Below are 15,542 nucleotides of genomic sequence, written 5' to 3' on the forward strand. Positions count from 1 at the left end.
AATCCTTAAGCTACCTTCCCTAAAGGCACTGTGTTCACCGCTTCCGCCAAGGTTTCATCCGCGAGGTGAGCATAGCGCATAGTCGTTTTTATTTGGCTGTGCCCCAGCAAAGTCGCTACTTCATATATGCTCCGCCCTGCATTGATCAGGAAAGAAGCAAAAGAATGCCGTAAATCGTGTACATGCAGATCTTCCAACCCGGCTCTTTTTCTTGCGCCTTCCCACCCATTAAATATGCACACGAAGGGTTTCTTTGTAGTTGGATTTGCAAAGACATAAGGACAACCCTTTATTTTCGGCAATCTGTTCAAAATCCCCAAGGCTGCTTCAGATAAGGGGATGGTCCTTGCTTTTCCTGACTTGCTGTTTGAAATCCTCCAGCTTTTTCTGGCGAGATCAAAATCTTCCCTCCGTGCATCCAGCACTTCTCGCTTCCTGGCCCCAGTCAGGATCAGCATAGATATGATCGGTTCCAGCATGCTGTTCTGGCTTTGGCTAATAGCTTCACATAAAGCCTTTAGTTCCTGTTCGCTCAGGTATCTCTCTCTCTTGGTGTTTTCCTTGAAGAGAGGCACACTCTTGGCTGGGTTGTTTTTTACCCCTGAGACATTCTACTGTATGGCCAGGTTGAACATGTAATTTATGATTATGATCGCCCGGTTTGCTGAGGCTGGTGCATATCCTGATTCCAGCTGTCTTTTGTGGAAAGTGATAAGTTCTTCCTGAGTGATTTCATCCAAGTGTTTTTTTCCAAATCTTGGAAGGATATGCAGACGTAGGATCTGTTCATCTGTCTGCCATGATTTTTTATATCCTCTGATAAATGGCAGATATTGATCCTGGGTGAAACTTTCAAAGGTGGGCACTTGTTTAAGGATTCTCTTTTCTTCCTGGGGGTCCTTGCCCATGGCAATATTCGCCAAAGTGTTTTTCGCCAGCTCCCGGGCCTGGGCTACGCTTAGGAATGAGGCCCTGCCGAGTTTGAGCTGCTTATACTTTCCTCTTTTTCCTTTGTACCTGAGATAAAAGGTTTTGACGCCGGTTGGTCTGACTTCCAGGATCAGACCCTTGCATTTGTCATCGTAGATCACTTCCTTCTTTTTGTCCTCCGGGCATGCACAGTTATCAACCAGCTTTTGGGTTAATGTGTTCAAGGCCATAAGAGATTCCTCCTTATACACTTTTTCAAGTATAAGGACAGAAAAAAATTTTTTTAAATAATTTGTTCCGCTGGAAGGCATGATGCAGGCCTGTATATCTTTACCCACCAGAGATAACTATCTGATATTAATTGAAAATTAGAAGGTGTGGCATGCAAAAAATTAATTTGAGGCGGGCTTGAATGCAGGCATGTCGCAGTTTTTACTTCATCTGGGCGTCTGTCGACACTCTCACTTCGCGCCAGGCCTGGATTTCACGGTTTTCTCTACTCTCAGCGATGCTGATGTTTTTAAATGGCCAGGCAAACCATGTTTTTCAACATGATGAAGCTGCACATTTACACCAGCCTGCACCGGGATCATGCCTCAGCTTCAACAAAAAAGCGGCCCGCCGGATCAGCCGGAGGGCCGCTTTTGTTTCTGTCTTTTTAGCAGCGATTAGACGCCTGAACCATCAATCTTCGTAGTAGGCCAGGGGACTGTCCCCAGCTGAGTAATTACTATGCAGCTTCACTTCATATCTTGTCTGTACTTTTTGTATTCGTGAAGGAAAAGTGTCGCGGGGACTGTCCCCCTGATCGGTACCTGCCCCCCTGAATTGTTACGAAAAAATAGTGCATACATAATTATTCAGGGAGTCCTCGACGGTGATTACTGTCCTTAGGCAGATTGCGGCATCCCTGAATGGTTACGTATGAACACCAACTTAATACCAGTTTTCAACCATGAGCCCTTGTACCCTGCTGAATTCCCGCACATTTCTTGTTACCAGAATCCGGGCATTGGCCACCGCAGTTGCTGCTATGAGTATGTCATAAGGGCCTATGGGCATGCCTGATTCTTCCAGATCAGCTCTGATCCTGGCGGCCCGTTTGGCTTCATGGGTTTGGAAAGGTAAAACCACGACCATGCTTAAAAACTGGTCCAGGTTGCTGCGAAGTCTTTCCGGCTGCCTTGACTTGGCAATACCGGTTTCAATCTCGTAAACTGTAATACTTGAAACGGTTGTTTCCCCCGGCGCAATTGCCAGCAGACGCTCAGGCACTCTTCCCTGACCTTTAAAAAAATATATCACAGTGTTTGTGTCCAGAAGATACATCACAAGGGCTCCCTGAAAAAATCAGGAGCAAGGTCCTTCCTCAACTCTTCCGCCTCGGGAAAATCATTCCAGGCTCCGGCCAGTCTTTTGATCTTTTCCGGCCATTCCCTGGAAGTCTGTTCTCTGATCAATGAGGCTATCCACTTGCTTTTAGATATATTGCTGCCTTCCAGAAAAGCCTTGAGCTTTTGCTCTGTCTCCGGATCAAGATATATAGTCATCTGCCCCATGCTGTCCTCCATAACTTAATATATAAGTTAAATTATATGTGTTCCTCCTTGCATGTCAAGAAAATCCAGCCCAGGATCATGCCTCAGCTTCCACAAAAAAAGCGGCCCGCCGGATCAGCCGGCGGGCCGCTTTTGTTTCTGTCTTTTAAGCAGCGATTAGACGCCTGAATCATCAATCCTCGTAGTACTTGAGCCAGTGTCTTCTAAGGCCCTTGAACAGGGACCAGCACATGATGAAGATGATGATGGCAAAGGGCAGTCCGGTAATGAGCGAGGCGGTCTGCAGGGCCACCAGCCCGCCGCCCACCAGAAGCACCCCTGCCACCAGGCCTTCCAGAACCACCCAGTACACCCTCTGAATCTTGGGTGGATCAGGGTTTCCGCCGGCATTGATGATGTCAATGACCATGGACCCGGAGTCCGAAGAGGTCACAAAGAAAGTGATGACCACCAGTACGGCCAGTATGGAAGTCAGCATTCCCAGGGGAAACTGTTCCAGAAATACAAACATGGATACAGGCATGTTTGCCAGAACAGCGTCGGCTAGACCCACTTCAGCGAAGTGCTCCAAATAAATGGCGCTGTTGCCGAATACGGTCAACCAGACAAAGGTAACAGCCACTGGCACCAGAAGTACGCCGGTGAGGTACTGCCGGATGGTCCTGCCGTAGGAGACCCTGGCGATAAACATACCCACAAAGGGAGACCAGGCTATCCACCAGGCCCAGTAGAACAGGGTCCAGGCGCTCTGCCAGCCGCCCTCGTCATAAGCCTCGCTCCACAGGGCCAGAGACGGCAGGTTCTGCAGATAATTGCCTGTATTTTCCAAGAGCCCCGTCAAAATAAACAGGGTCGGCCCAAGAATAAAGACAAAGAGCATCAAGACAGCGGCAATGCCGATATTTATCTGGCTTAAAAGCTTAATGCCCGCGTCCAGACCGCGAAGTACAGACCACAGCGCTATAGCTGTTATGCCGGCAATGAGCAGTCCCTGGACAAATGTATTTTCAGGAATGCCCGTTAAATGGCTTATCCCGGCGTTGATCTGCTGTACCCCGAGTCCCAGGGAGGTGGCCACTCCGAACAGCGTGGCAATGGTGGCCAGAATATCAATAAAGTTACCTATGGGGCCGTAGATGCGTCTTCCCAGAACCGGATAAAAAATATTGCGTATGGACAAAGGCAGTTTTTCGGAAAAGCCGAAAAAGCCTATGCCCAGGCCCACTACTGCATATATGGCCCAGGGATGAAAACCCCAGTGCAGAAAAGTAATCTCCATGGACATTCTGGCGGCTTCTATGGATTCGGATTCGCCCAGGGGGTTGTCCAGGTAGTGATACATGGGCTCAGCCACGCCGAAAAACAACAGCCCGATCCCCATGCCTGCTGAAAAGAGCATGGCGAACCAGCCGATAATGGAAAACTCCGGCTCAGCGTCTTCTCCTCCCAGGCGCATTCCTGCATACTTGGTAAATATTAGAGCAATGCAGAACACCAGCACCAGGTTCATGACCAGGATATAAAACCAGCCGAAATGCGTGGTTATCCACCCCTGTATAGCTCCGAAAGCCTCCAGTGCAACATCTCCTGCCGCCAGGGTAACAATCACTCCCAATAAAATGATCACCGTGGATACAAAAAATACCCACGGATGAATGTCGTATCTAAACTTTCCTGTTCTCTTTTTCCAGGTTGACTTGCGCATCTGGCGCGGCATTTGAATATCTTCTTCCATGCGTACCTCCTGATTAGAAAGATTAACTCCTGCTGGCAGTTAAGCTTTTATGCACAGCTGAATACACGTCACAAAGATACTTTGCTATGCAGGCAGGTTGTTCAGCATCCCTGCGAGAAGTCGATTCCCTGAGGATGTAGAAACTTTTCCAGGCTCAAAAAATTGGCAGGAATCAAGCAGTAAAGCAAAAAACCTGATAACTAAAAGACGACTGTGTTCATCAAGATGCCTGCCATACCAAGTCCGGATGTACCCGCCAGGTAATAAAACTCTAAATTTTTTTCAGAATCACCCGGTCGTCTTCAACTACCATTTCAAAGGCGTCTCCGGGTTTAAATCCGGTATACTGGAGCATCTTTTCGGAAAAAATCACTCCATCCTTCTTGTATTTCCACCATCTTCTCTCTTCCAGAGTGGGTGGGTCCAAAAGCCCTGGGATCTCGTAAAGTTCGTTGTCCTCGTCCTGAAGCATGAGCAACTGCTCATAAAGGCTGTACCTGGAAATCTGCAGATCCTTCATGATCGCCTTGGCATCCTTTTTGTCCTTGATTAACTGCCGCAGGCGGTCAGGATCATAATTGTGGGTATAAGTTCCTTTGCGCTTACCCTGTTTCATAAGTCTACCTCCAATTAGTTTCCATCCGAAAACGGTTCTTTCGGTAAAGAAAACCAATAGCTTTAACATCTGGAAAGAAAGACTTTCCGGATGGAAACCAGTTAGAATTCAGGTTGACAAGTGACAACCCATGTTCAGAAGGGGCATCAATCCTAAGCAGATCTTTGCTGATGCTGCGCCATTTCCGAAAATCCATTACACTGCAAGTCATCTTGAGCAGATCAAAAATAACCGCAATAATGTTTGAAATAAATTCTAATATGAACTATATTCTTACCAAAAGTCAATATAGTGCAAATAATAACACCACCCGGAACACAAACAAAACCCCTGAGACGGCAGAATCAGGAAAATTCAGCAGCAATATTTCAACCCGGTTGCATGCAGAACTCAAAACAATTCAACCAGGGCGAACTCTTTGCAATATGAATAACGCTTACTGGAAACACCTGGATCACAGGGCGGATATCGGCATTCAGGGGGTTGGCCCCAGCCTGGAGCAGGCTTTCGCCCAGGCCGGACTGGCTCTCATGGCGGTTATGTGTGACCTTGAACTTATACACCGTAAAGAATCCAGGATAATAAACCTGGAAGGCCATGACCCGGAACTACTGTTTTTCGATTTCCTCAACGAACTGATTTTCCTGGTTTCCGCCGAGGGATTTGCTTACTCCTGGATCGAGGCAGACATCAATGATGGCCGACTGCGGGCCAGAGTTCTTGGAGAATCCCTGGACAGCCTCAGGCACCAGCCCGAAGTAGAAGTTAAGGGAGCAAGTTTCAACGGGCTGAAGGTGTGGCAGGACAAAAACGGAAAATATATTGCCACCTGCATTGTTGATGTATAAAGATTTGACAACCTTCTGGAGTGTATTAGTTTAAAAGATTAACCCGGATATTGTTAAGCTATACCAACATGCAAAAGCCTACCAGAGTCTCTTCATATATACATCGCCTGGAACCTGAAGGACCCATGCGTGTGCCAGGCTTCATTTTTGCCGATGACGAACTCCTGGCGGACATGGAGGGGGACGTCTTCAGGCAGCTGGCCAATGTGGCTACTCTGCCGGGCATAGTTCACGGAGCGCTGGCCATGCCGGACGCCCATCTGGGGTACGGTTTCCCCATAGGCGGAGTCGGCGCCTTTGATCCTCACCAGGGGGGTATCGTATCCGCTGGAGGAGTGGGGTTCGACATCGCATGCGGAGTGCGTACGCTGGTGACAGGAATTCACAAAGACAGAGTCCTGGCTGAAAGAAAAACTTTGGCTGACCTTTTGTATCAGAATGTCCCGGCGGGACTGGGGACCAAGAAGGGGCTGAAAATTTCCGGCAGAGATATGGACCGGATGCTGGCCCAGGGGGGCAAATGGGCTGTAGGCAGAGGATACGGAACAAGCTCGGACCTGAAAAAAACCGAGGAAGGCGGTACAGCTTCCGGGGCGGATCCGCTGGCGGTAAGCGATAAGGCCCGCAAACGCCTGGACCGGGAACTGGGCACACTGGGCTCGGGAAATCACTATCTGGAAGTCCAGGCCATCCAGGAAATCTTTGACGACAACGCCGCCCAGGCCTTTGGACTGCGCAAGGACGACGTGGTCATAAGCATTCATTGCGGTTCCAGGGGGCTGGGGCACCAGGTGGCTACAGAGTATATCAGGCTCATGGTCCAGGAATCAGCCAGGCAGAAGATCAGGCTGCCGGACAGGGATCTGGCCTGCGCCCCGATTTTTTCCGATACCGGGCAGCAGTATCTGGGGGCCATGCGAGCAGCCATAAATTGCGCCCTGGCCAACCGCCAGATCTTAAGCCACCTGGCCCGGGAAAGCTTTGAAACTGTCTTTCCCGATGCCCGTATATCCATGCTCTATGATGTCTGCCACAACACCTGCCGGGAAGAGGATCACGAATTTCAAGGGCGAAGCATCAGGCTCTTCGTACACCGGAAAGGAGCCACAAGGGCCTTTGGCCCCGGACATCCGGATCTGCCTGCCGAGTATGTCCAGGTGGGGCAGCCGGTGCTCATTGGCGGCAGCATGGGCACTTCTTCCTATATAATGGCCGGAACCTTGGAAGGAATGGGTATAAGTTTTGGATCTGCCTGCCATGGAGCAGGCAGAGTAATGAGCCGCAAACAGGCGGTGAAAAAATATCCCGGCCGTCAGGTTATTGACCATTTGCAAAAAATGAATATCGAAGTTAGAAGTCATAGCTTCAAGGGGCTTTCCGAAGAAGCCCCGGAAGCATACAAGGATGTAAGCCGTGTGGTGGAGGTAAGCCACAACAGCTCTCTGGCCCGCAAGGTAGCAAAGCTCAAGCCCATGATCTGCATAAAGGGATAACAGTGGACATCTTTGCCCAAAAAGCCGAGGAAAGGATTCTGGAGGCCCTGAAGAAGGGAGATTTTGAAAACCTGCCTGGACGGGGCAAGCCTCTGGATCTTGCTGATGATTCAAACATCCCTTCGGACATGCGAATAGCCTACAAGATCCTTAAAAATGCAGGCTACGCTCCACCTGAAGTGGAGCTGCAGAAAGAAATCGCCACCACGAGAGAACTTCTTGAAAACAGCCGGGAAGAAGAAGAGGCTTACCGCCGCATCCAGAAGCTCAATCTCATGGTCACCAGGATGAACATCATGCGCAAACGGCCCGTGAACCTGGAAGAACACCAGGAATATTACCAGAAAATCGTGAATAAGGTCCAGATAAATAAAAAGTAAAATCCACCCCGCACTTACTTTTTCCGGCTTGTTAATCAGGCCGTCAGCTGGTTGCACATAGCTGTCGCACCTGGAATCGGGAACAGCTCTGGAAAAAGTAAGTGCGGGGTGAGAAAAACCAAAGGAGAAGATTGATGTCCAAAGTAGAAGACGGCACCCAGGTAAAAGTACATTACACCGGAAAGCTCAATGACGGAACGGTGTTTGACAGCTCCCAGGACAAGGAACCCCTGGAATTTACCATGGGCAAAGGTGAGGTTATCCCTGGCATCGAGGATGCTGTCCGGGATATGGACGAGGGTGAAAGCAAGCAGGTTACCATCGGCAAGGACCAGGCCTATGGGGACAGGCGCGACGACATGATTATTGATGTGCCCAAGGACAAGTTTCCTGATGAAATCCCCCAGAACGTGGGCCAGCAGCTCATGCTCAAGCACCCTGAAGGCCAGGAGTTCCCGGCGGTAATAGTCGAAGTCAAGGATGAGACTGTGACCCTGGACGCCAACCATCCCCTGGCCGGTGAAGACCTGAATTTTGAGATCCAGAGGGTATAGCCCGATGAATGGCTGAAACCAGCCAGGCCACCCACAAAAAAATCCCTGCCGGGGTTACATTTCCCGGCAGGGGAACTTATCCGCAGCGACGTCCCCCGTCTCCTGACTTCTGCTTGCTGCCCTCTTATCTCTGACTTCTGCTTGCCCCGTGAAACCGGGTTCTCTTTCAGCGTGTTTCACCGGGGTCCTCTGATCCCTGACCTTTGATCCCTGACCTTTGTTCTCTATTCTGCAATGCGTATGACCTCCTGCACTTCGGACAGCTTGCGCAGCTTTTCTATGGTCGAATACAGGTGATTGGAGTCCTGAACCATGATCGTGAAGACCACCTCGGTTTTTCCGTCCACATTGGACTTGAACGTGCCTGCGTCAATATTGACGTCCTCCTTGGTCAAAAGCTCGCTTATCTTGGCCAGGACGCCCTTGCGGTTTTGGCACAGCATCTTGATCTTGGCCGGAAAATCCTTGTCCGTCTCCCCGGCCCAGGACACCTCAAGCTTGCGCTCGGGCTCCATTTCCTGGCAGTTGGCGCAGTCCGCTGTATGAATGGTCACTCCCCTTCCCCGGCTGATGTAGCCCACGATGGGGTCCCCTGGAAGCGGGTTGCAGCACTTGGAAAACCTTACCAGGACATCTCCCACCCCTTTTATCTGTACCCCTTCCTTTTTGGCCACCTGTGGTGCCGGTTTTTCCTCCGGCTTTTCCTGTTGATCGCCTGCTTCCCCCTTGGCCGGGCGCTGTTCCTCCCTGGGCAGAAGTCTGTTTAAGACCTGCCTGGGAGTAATGCGGGCATACCCCACGGCTGAAAGCAGATCGTCAACCGACTTGTACGAAAAATCCGCAGCTATGGGCTGGAGCTGTCCCTGCTTTAAGACCTTGTTGATGTTTATGCCCATCTTGCGGCCTTCTTTTTCCAGGACCTCCTTGGCCAGGGCGATGCTCTGCTGTCGCTCCTCGTTGCGGATCCACTGCTTGACCCTGGTGCGGGCCTTGGCGGTCTTCACTAACCTGAGCCAGTCCCGGCTGGGATGACGGTGAGGGTCGGTGATGATCTCTACTGTATCCCCGTTCTTAAGAACGGTATTCAAGGGCACAAGCTTACCGTTGACCTTGGCTCCGGCACAGCGGTCCCCCACCTCAGTGTGGATCATGTAGGCGAAATCGATGGGTGTGGCCCCTTCTGGCAGTTCCTTGACCTCCCCGCGGGGAGTAAAAACGTAAACCTCGTCCTCGAAAAGATCAAAGCGCAGTGAGGCCATAAACTCCCTGGGGTCCTTGAGCTCTTCCTGCCAGTCCAGAATCTGCCTGAGCCAGGAAAATCTCTCTGCGTCCTTGTCCTTGAACCTGTTTTTACCGTCCTCCTTGTAGCGCCAGTGTGAAGCCACCCCGAACTCAGCCATCTTGTGCATTTCCTCGGTGCGGATCTGGATTTCAATACGTTCCCCGTCAGGACCGATGACAGTGGTATGCAGACTCTGGTACATATTGGCCTTGGGCATGGATATATAATCCTTGAACCGCCCGGGCACCGGTTTCCAGATGGAGTGTACCAGTCCCAGTACGGCATAGCAGTCCTTTATGCTCTGCACCAGCACCCTGAAAGCGATAATGTCAAAGACCTGGTCCAGGCTCAGGCCCTGCTGCACCATCTTGTGGTAGATGCTGTAAATATGCTTCATGCGTCCCGAAACGCGCCCCTCAATAGAGTTTTGCTCCAGTATCTCCTCAATGTTTTGGCAGACCTTCTGAATATATTGTTCGCCGACGACCTTCTGCTTGTTCACCCCTTCCTGGATCTGAAAATAGACGTCCGGCTTCATGTACCGAAGACTCAGGTCCTCCAGCTGGATCTTGAGCCGATAAAGGCCCAGCCTGTTGGCCAAGGGGGCATATATGTCCATGGTTTCCTGGGCCACGGCCTTTTGCTTGAATGAACTCTGGTGCTCCAGGGTCTTCATATTGTGCAGGCGGTCGGCCAGTTTGACCAGGATGACCCGGATGTCGTCGGCCATGGCCAGGATCATCTTGCGGATATTCTCGGCCTGGGCCTCCTCCTTGGAGTCAAAGCTCATCTTGCCGATCTTGGTCACACCCTTGACTATCCTGGCTACTTCCTCCCCGAACTGATCCCGGACCTCCTCCAGGCTGGCCTTGGTGTCCTCCACAGTATCGTGCAGAAGACCTGCAGCAATGGTGTCTGCATCCAGATGCAGGTCGGCAAGCATGTCCGAGACTTCCAGGGGATGAGACAGATAGGGCTCTCCGCTCAAGCGTATCTGTCCGGCGTGGGCGGACGCGGAAAACACGTACGCCTTCTGTATAAGGGCCTGGTCCGGCCCGGAAAGGTAACCGGAAACCTTGTCCAGTATTTCGTTAATTCTTACCATATTTGCGAACCATGAAAAAAATATCAGCCCTGTCGCTCATCTTGCCGGCAATATATTCAGCCCTCTCCCCGAAACCGCAGAAAAAATCCAGATGTCTGCCCCGGATGGCTCCTCCAGTATCCTGAGCGGTTACCGGCCCCTGGATGTGGGTCTTTTGACCCTGGTATTCCGGCAGTTCTGCATCCATTATCATGACAGAACCCCAGGGAATAACCTCCGGATCGCTGGCCACGCTGACCCAGGGGGTAAGTATCTGCCCCGTGGAGCCTCTTGGGCCCTGGTCATCCAGGTGAAAAAATATATAACTGGGATTTTTGGCCATGAGCTCATGCTTTATATCCGGGTTTTCCTGAAGTACTGCCCGTATGGACTGCATGCTCACCTCGTCCTGCTCAAGAAAGCCAAGATCCACCAGGACCCTGCCCAGGGCAACATACTGATGGCCGTTTCTATCGGCGTACAGGACATGCTTGTAATCTCCGCCTGGATACTTAAGCCTTCCCGATCCCTGGATGTGCAGAAAAAACAGGTCAATGGGATCCTTAACCCAGGCTATCTCCAGGTCGCGTCCGGCCAGGGCGTCTTCCAGTTCTATCTCCCCCCTGCTGTAATAGGGCTTTATTTCGCCGTTCTCCAGCCTGTAATAAAGCCTCTGATCTTTCCAGCGGGGGTGAAACTGGCCCAGATCAACACTTTTCAGGTTGTCCGGCCTGCCATAAACCGGATGCCTGAAATCATCATGTTTCTCCCTGGAAGCCTTAAGCTCTGGCTCGTAATAGCCGGTGAGAAGCACGTCAGGGTTTACCGCGTAAAAATCAAAATAATGTTTAAGCAGTTCAGGGTTGCGGTCAATATCCGGCAAAAGCTGGATAAAAAGTTCCAGGGTTTCTTTTATATCCGACCAGGTCAGGCAAAGCTCCGGCTGGCAAACCGCCTTTTGGTCGCCGTCCCTGGTCCTGACGTAATCAAGGCTCTTTTCCAGGGCCGGAGCCAGGTCTTCCCAGCTGTCAAGGCCCTGTTCCTGAAGGTCTTTCTGCACAATCCCCACGACTTCCCGGCCGTCCACCGGTGCAAACAGGGGTGGAATATCCACCGGCTCGGGTTCCAGAACGGGCTCTTCCGGGGCGCACCCCCAGAGAAAAAGCACCAGGAAGGCCGGGATCACCGCCCAGCAAGGATATCCTGCAAGCCAGCCTGTGAATAAATCCCGCGCTTTTCTAAAAACTGGCATACTGCTCCGGTTCCTTTTCTATATTGGCGTCAAAAAACTTGCCCACTCCGTACTCCCTGCGCCTGAAAAACTGTTCCGGGCTGGGTCCGATGATCTGCATCTCCGGATACTTTTTCTGCACGTCTAAGGCAATGTGCATTTCCTTGGTACAGCCCGTGGAAAAGGTAGCGTCCTTGCCCGCCCAGACAGGCGGGACACGCTCACCCATAAGCTCAAAGCTCTTTTCAATGTCGCGCACACTCTGAAATCTCCAGACATCTATGAGGCCGCTTCGCTGCACGATCTCCCACATGTACATCAGGTCGTCTCCATCCATACCCTGCTCGAAATGTTCGGCCGGATTGATGATGAAAGTACCGGACATACGGCTGCGAATATAGTCCACAAAGGTATTGAGGACCCTGAGGGCGGTCCTGGTCTGTCCAGGTATGCTTCCGATGATGGCGCTGTAGAACAGCACCCTCTGCCCCTGCCTCCTGACTTCAGCCATCTGCTTCTTGATGTTTTCCGCCTTGGCCAGGATCTCCTTTTCGGTAATTTTGCGCACCCTTGAACTTTTGGACTTGAATTCGAACTTCACCTCATAATCTTCATCCCTGAACAGGCAGAGAATATCGCGGGTAAAAGCACAAGAGTTCTGGATAAGCCTGCGATAGTTTCCCAGGCCCTTGGCAATCACCAGGTCAGATTCTTTCCAGGCCCGGGAGAAGGTGACACTGGTACGGTAGAGGTTAAGTCTCTCCCTGCTGCCGTCGGAGATGACCACCAGGTTGTTTTCCCTTTGTTTTTTCAGAAAATCATTTTTGGATGCCTGGCTCTCCTCCAGGAAGCTGGCTTCACTGAGCAGATGAGCCAGCACACTGTCTGCATAGCAATCCCAGAGAGTCGGGTACTCGTAGTAGAATCCCTCCTTCAGGGCCAGGGTCACCTTGTGTCCCTGGCGGATGAGATTTTTTATCACCTGCATATCATAGACCAGCCCTCCGCTCTGGCTGGGGAGATAGAGTATCTTGATCCGGTATACGTTTTCCGGGCCGAAAAGACTGGTCATTACCTCGCGGAAGTCCTGCCAGCTTCGGCTCAGCTCCTGCTCTATCTCCTGCTGGTCCGGGGCGAAATCCTCTTCTTGCCAGATGCTGTCCCATGTAGACAGGCAGAAAAAACGCTTGAGTTCCAGCAGATCCAGCTCCCAGCGCAGGTCCTGTATCTTCTCGCAGCTCATGGTGGAACTGGGACAGGAACTTATAAACCTGAAAAATCCGGGGGTGTGCATGAACTCCAGAGCTCTGCGGTTGTAGGTGCATTTGCGCTCCCGGTAAGGATCCTGCAGGGTGTTCTGACTGAGAAAAATATCCAGCATCCTTTTGTGCAGCCTGGAAGGTATCATGAAAGGCGACCTGAGCACCTTGCCCAGAATATGCTTGCACAGGGAGAGGACCTTCTTTTTGACGAAATCGTCGCTGGAATAGTTTCTAATGAGAAAAATCAGCTTCTTCCAGGTCTGCAGGTATTCTTTTTTTAGATCCGGGCTCATCCTGGTCTGCAGAAGGTTGGCGAACATCCAGTCCGTGCATGGAGCGAAAAGCTGGCCTTCGTCGATGTCCACCATGAACCGCAGCTGTTCAGCTGAAGCGTTGACCCTGGGATTGACCAGGTGCTCGATATTGTTTTCCAGCATGAAATGCAGGAGCCAGGCATCCAGGTGCGGATCCTGGCCGTAATATACATTGGAAACCGATGAAATGTGCGGCAGCCTTGCCAACTCTACCCCCTGATAAAAAACTTTTTATACCTGAGCTTGTTTATAAAACCCTCATCGCGGCACATGAGAAGCTGCAGGTCCACATGATATCTTTTGACTCTCAGCTCATCACCTGGTTTTAGGACAAAACCGGTCTGTCCGTCTACAGTCAGGTAGGCTTCCTGGGTGGAGTTGCCGATGCGCAGCAGTATGGACTCCGAGGCCGGCATGACCATGGGCTTGAAATCGTGCAGGAAAACGCATACCGGGGTCAGGATCATTGCCTGCATTTCCGGGTGGACCAGGGGGCCTCCGGCGGAGATACAGTAAGCTGTGGAGCCTGTGGGAGTGGAGACAATGAGGCCGTCTGCCCGTATGGATTCAAGGGCGCCCTGGGATGACTCCAGGTCCAGGGAGATTATCCTGGCCAGTTCCCCCCGGCTGACCACCAGTTCGTTGACGGCCACCCCGGTATCCCTCTTGCGTCCTCCACGGAAAATGGAGTACTCCAGCAGCATCCTGCGCGAGATCCGGCCGCCGGATTCCAGGACCATGCTCAGTTGCTCCTTCCAGGTCAGGGGGGATACCTCGGCCAGAAACCCCACTTTGCCCAGGTTGATCCCCAGAAAGGGCACCTGCCAGTCCAGCAGGGTGCGCACCACGCTCAGCATGGTCCCATCCCCGCCCAGGACCAGGATAAGATCAGGGGTGTTCCAGGGCAGGTCTTCCATGTCCTTTTCATAAGGAAAGGCGGCCATGCAGGAACTGCAGTTTCTTTTTTCCATCCAGGCCATGATCTCCTGGGCCATGTTCCTGGCGCCTCTGCTTTCCATTTTGGTGGCGAGTAAAATTTTGTCAATACTCATATTGTGAGGTTGTGCATGGTTAGAGGTTCATGAATAGCGATACTCCGGCTGGACAGATTGGACCGATAAAAAAAACACGGCAACTGATAAACCGTAACCGAGGCAAACCTGTCGGTAACCGTCCACATGGCCCCTGCAGCGGGCAAAGTATGTGTTGTAGACAATATCCTGGAATGCTTCAAGGATAAGTTATACAGACGGAAGCAGGGATTAAATTGAATCATTCAGGAATCTGGAATTGAGGTATTGGGGATCAAGGAATCCAGGGATCAAGAGACCGCTTTAAAAACCGGCAGTAGTTCATGCAGACTTAATCTCTGGCCCGGCTCTGGTAATCTCCATGAAAAAAAATATCCTGCAGACAATACCCGTTGAGTCGTAAGCATTCAGGGGGTACTCAGTTTTAGTCCCTGGCACCAGGCTTGGGGACTGTCCCCCGCTAAGCACTAACTGAGCAGGTTCACACAATTTCGCGTTTGTCAGGTTATTTTGTGCAGTAGAGGTGTCGCGGGGACTGTCCCCTGGCCGGTTCCGGCACCCCCTGAATGCTTACGTTGAGCCTAACCAGTTGAAATAAGATGTCTTTCTCAGTCCCTCAACAAAGCGCCCTGAAAAGGAAAAAAAAGAGGTTTTTTTCTAAAGCTATTTTATAATTTGCCGATACACATAAATAGAAGAGGCTAAATATGACAATTAATCAGTCCCTGGTAAAAAACATGTTTCAAAACTATGATCGCCAGCTGGTCAACGGGCGTAAACTCTCCCGGCTGTCCAGATACCTGCGTGATCCCCAGGGAGAAGACCCACATTCAACATCCAGAGAAAAAAAGAGAAGAGCCATGGTGGAGAGAGTAGCCAGAGAAATAGTTGAAAACCTGATCACAGCCGATACCCAGAACCAGATAGTAAAAGAGATCAAGGCCGAACTGCGCCGGGAAACCGATGAAGACCTGATCTTTCATTATCCTCCCACAGGCGAGGACATGAAAGTTTTAAAACCCGGAGCGGACGGCCCGGAAGAACTGAGCATGCAGGAAAAAGACATAATTCTTCGCAAGCTCTGGGAGATAACCCTGGACAAGGTAAACGAAACAATGCTCTAATTTATCATGAAAACAGATTTTTCCTGGGCTAGAGATTGAAATGTTTGACATTTATCCCGCGATGAGCAAAACTTGTTTTCAGGCTTAAGTCGCGGCGGA

17 protein-coding genes are annotated in these 15,542 nt (G+C 51.0%); 7 read left to right on the forward strand and 10 right to left on the reverse strand.

Going from position 1 to position 15,542, the window contains the following annotated elements:
• Positions 1-5 precede the first annotated feature (5 nt).
• Together DTHIO_RS22465 and DTHIO_RS22470 are read right to left on the reverse strand one after the other, a co-directional pair.
• Positions 6-575, reverse strand: coding sequence for a site-specific integrase (locus tag DTHIO_RS22465; protein ID WP_244156373.1), 570 nt, complete (start codon positions 573-575; stop codon positions 6-8).
• A 36-nt stretch (positions 576-611) separates the two neighbouring features.
• The gene (locus DTHIO_RS22470) at positions 612-1,160 is read right to left on the reverse strand and encodes an integrase arm-type DNA-binding domain-containing protein (RefSeq protein ID WP_244156374.1); all 549 of its coding nucleotides are present in this window, start codon (positions 1,158-1,160) and stop codon (positions 612-614) included.
• 182 nt (positions 1,161-1,342) lie between these two features.
• Between DTHIO_RS22470 and DTHIO_RS21165 the strand changes: the two genes are divergently transcribed.
• Entirely contained in the window at positions 1,343-1,627 is a 285-nt protein-coding gene (locus DTHIO_RS21165) for a hypothetical protein (RefSeq protein ID WP_144311528.1), read from the forward strand.
• 239 nt (positions 1,628-1,866) lie between these two features.
• On the opposite strand, the gene DTHIO_RS11990 is transcribed toward DTHIO_RS21165, so the two are convergent.
• The 4 genes from DTHIO_RS11990 to DTHIO_RS12005 form a co-directional block, all read right to left on the reverse strand.
• Complete coding sequence (locus DTHIO_RS11990) at positions 1,867-2,259, reverse strand: type II toxin-antitoxin system VapC family toxin (protein WP_008870539.1); 393 nt, start codon at positions 2,257-2,259, stop codon at positions 1,867-1,869.
• Entirely contained in the window at positions 2,259-2,489 is a 231-nt protein-coding gene (locus DTHIO_RS11995) for a hypothetical protein (protein WP_008870540.1), read from the reverse strand. Before DTHIO_RS11995 ends, DTHIO_RS11990 begins: the two co-directional genes overlap by 1 nt.
• Positions 2,490-2,661: 172 nt before the next feature.
• Positions 2,662-4,224, reverse strand: coding sequence for a BCCT family transporter (locus tag DTHIO_RS12000; protein WP_008870541.1), 1,563 nt, complete (start codon positions 4,222-4,224; stop codon positions 2,662-2,664).
• 271 nt (positions 4,225-4,495) lie between these two features.
• Positions 4,496-4,840 carry a hypothetical protein gene (locus tag DTHIO_RS12005; RefSeq protein ID WP_008870542.1) on the reverse strand — a complete coding sequence of 115 codons (345 nt, stop codon included), beginning with the start codon at positions 4,838-4,840 and terminating at the stop codon, positions 4,496-4,498.
• A 425-nt stretch (positions 4,841-5,265) separates the two neighbouring features.
• Between DTHIO_RS12005 and DTHIO_RS21700 the strand changes: the two genes are divergently transcribed.
• The 5 genes from DTHIO_RS21700 to DTHIO_RS22720 all read left to right on the forward strand — a co-directional run bounded on the left by DTHIO_RS21700 (position 5,266) and on the right by DTHIO_RS22720 (position 8,249).
• Positions 5,266-5,688: an archease gene (locus tag DTHIO_RS21700; RefSeq protein ID WP_040418932.1), complete on the forward strand. Its 423-nt coding sequence runs from the start codon at positions 5,266-5,268 to the stop codon at positions 5,686-5,688.
• Positions 5,689-5,756: 68 nt separating this feature from the next.
• Positions 5,757-7,181 carry an RtcB family protein gene (locus DTHIO_RS12015; protein WP_008870544.1) on the forward strand — a complete coding sequence of 475 codons (1,425 nt, stop codon included), beginning with the start codon at positions 5,757-5,759 and terminating at the stop codon, positions 7,179-7,181.
• Positions 7,182-7,183: 2 nt separating this feature from the next.
• Positions 7,184-7,561 carry a DnaJ family domain-containing protein gene (locus tag DTHIO_RS12020; RefSeq protein WP_008870545.1) on the forward strand — a complete coding sequence of 126 codons (378 nt, stop codon included), beginning with the start codon at positions 7,184-7,186 and terminating at the stop codon, positions 7,559-7,561.
• A gap of 134 nt (positions 7,562-7,695) precedes the next feature.
• Positions 7,696-8,115 (forward strand): FKBP-type peptidyl-prolyl cis-trans isomerase, encoded by a 420-nt coding sequence (locus DTHIO_RS12025; RefSeq protein ID WP_008870546.1) that lies wholly within the window; start codon positions 7,696-7,698, stop codon positions 8,113-8,115.
• Positions 8,116-8,123: 8 nt separating this feature from the next.
• Positions 8,124-8,249, forward strand: coding sequence for a hypothetical protein (locus DTHIO_RS22720; protein ID WP_279614626.1), 126 nt, complete (start codon positions 8,124-8,126; stop codon positions 8,247-8,249).
• A gap of 90 nt (positions 8,250-8,339) precedes the next feature.
• Here the strand turns inward: DTHIO_RS22720 and DTHIO_RS12030 are convergent, their stop codons facing one another.
• The 4 genes from DTHIO_RS12030 to DTHIO_RS12045 are packed head-to-tail and all read right to left on the reverse strand — an operon-like array spanning position 8,340 to position 14,307.
• Positions 8,340-10,502 (reverse strand): RelA/SpoT family protein, encoded by a 2,163-nt coding sequence (locus DTHIO_RS12030; protein ID WP_008870547.1) that lies wholly within the window; start codon positions 10,500-10,502, stop codon positions 8,340-8,342.
• A complete protein-coding gene (mltA, locus tag DTHIO_RS12035; protein WP_008870548.1) occupies positions 10,489-11,733 on the reverse strand; it encodes a murein transglycosylase A in 1,245 nt (414 codons plus the stop codon). Before mltA ends, DTHIO_RS12030 begins: the two co-directional genes overlap by 14 nt.
• A complete protein-coding gene (locus tag DTHIO_RS12040; RefSeq protein ID WP_008870549.1) occupies positions 11,720-13,495 on the reverse strand; it encodes an ARMT1-like domain-containing protein in 1,776 nt (591 codons plus the stop codon). The genes mltA and DTHIO_RS12040 overlap by 14 nt, the downstream gene beginning before the upstream one ends.
• Before the next feature lie 2 nt (positions 13,496-13,497).
• Entirely contained in the window at positions 13,498-14,307 is an 810-nt protein-coding gene (locus DTHIO_RS12045; RefSeq protein ID WP_161598670.1) for an NAD(+)/NADH kinase, read from the reverse strand.
• A 719-nt stretch (positions 14,308-15,026) separates the two neighbouring features.
• Here DTHIO_RS12045 and DTHIO_RS12050 point away from each other — a divergent pair.
• The gene (locus DTHIO_RS12050) at positions 15,027-15,443 is read left to right on the forward strand and encodes a DVU0524 family FlgM-associated protein (protein ID WP_008870551.1); all 417 of its coding nucleotides are present in this window, start codon (positions 15,027-15,029) and stop codon (positions 15,441-15,443) included.
• The last annotated feature ends 99 nt before the right edge of the window (positions 15,444-15,542 follow it).

It is taken from the genome of Desulfonatronospira thiodismutans ASO3-1 (assembly GCF_000174435.1).
Lineage (GTDB): Bacteria > Desulfobacterota > Desulfovibrionia > Desulfovibrionales > Desulfonatronovibrionaceae > Desulfonatronospira > Desulfonatronospira thiodismutans.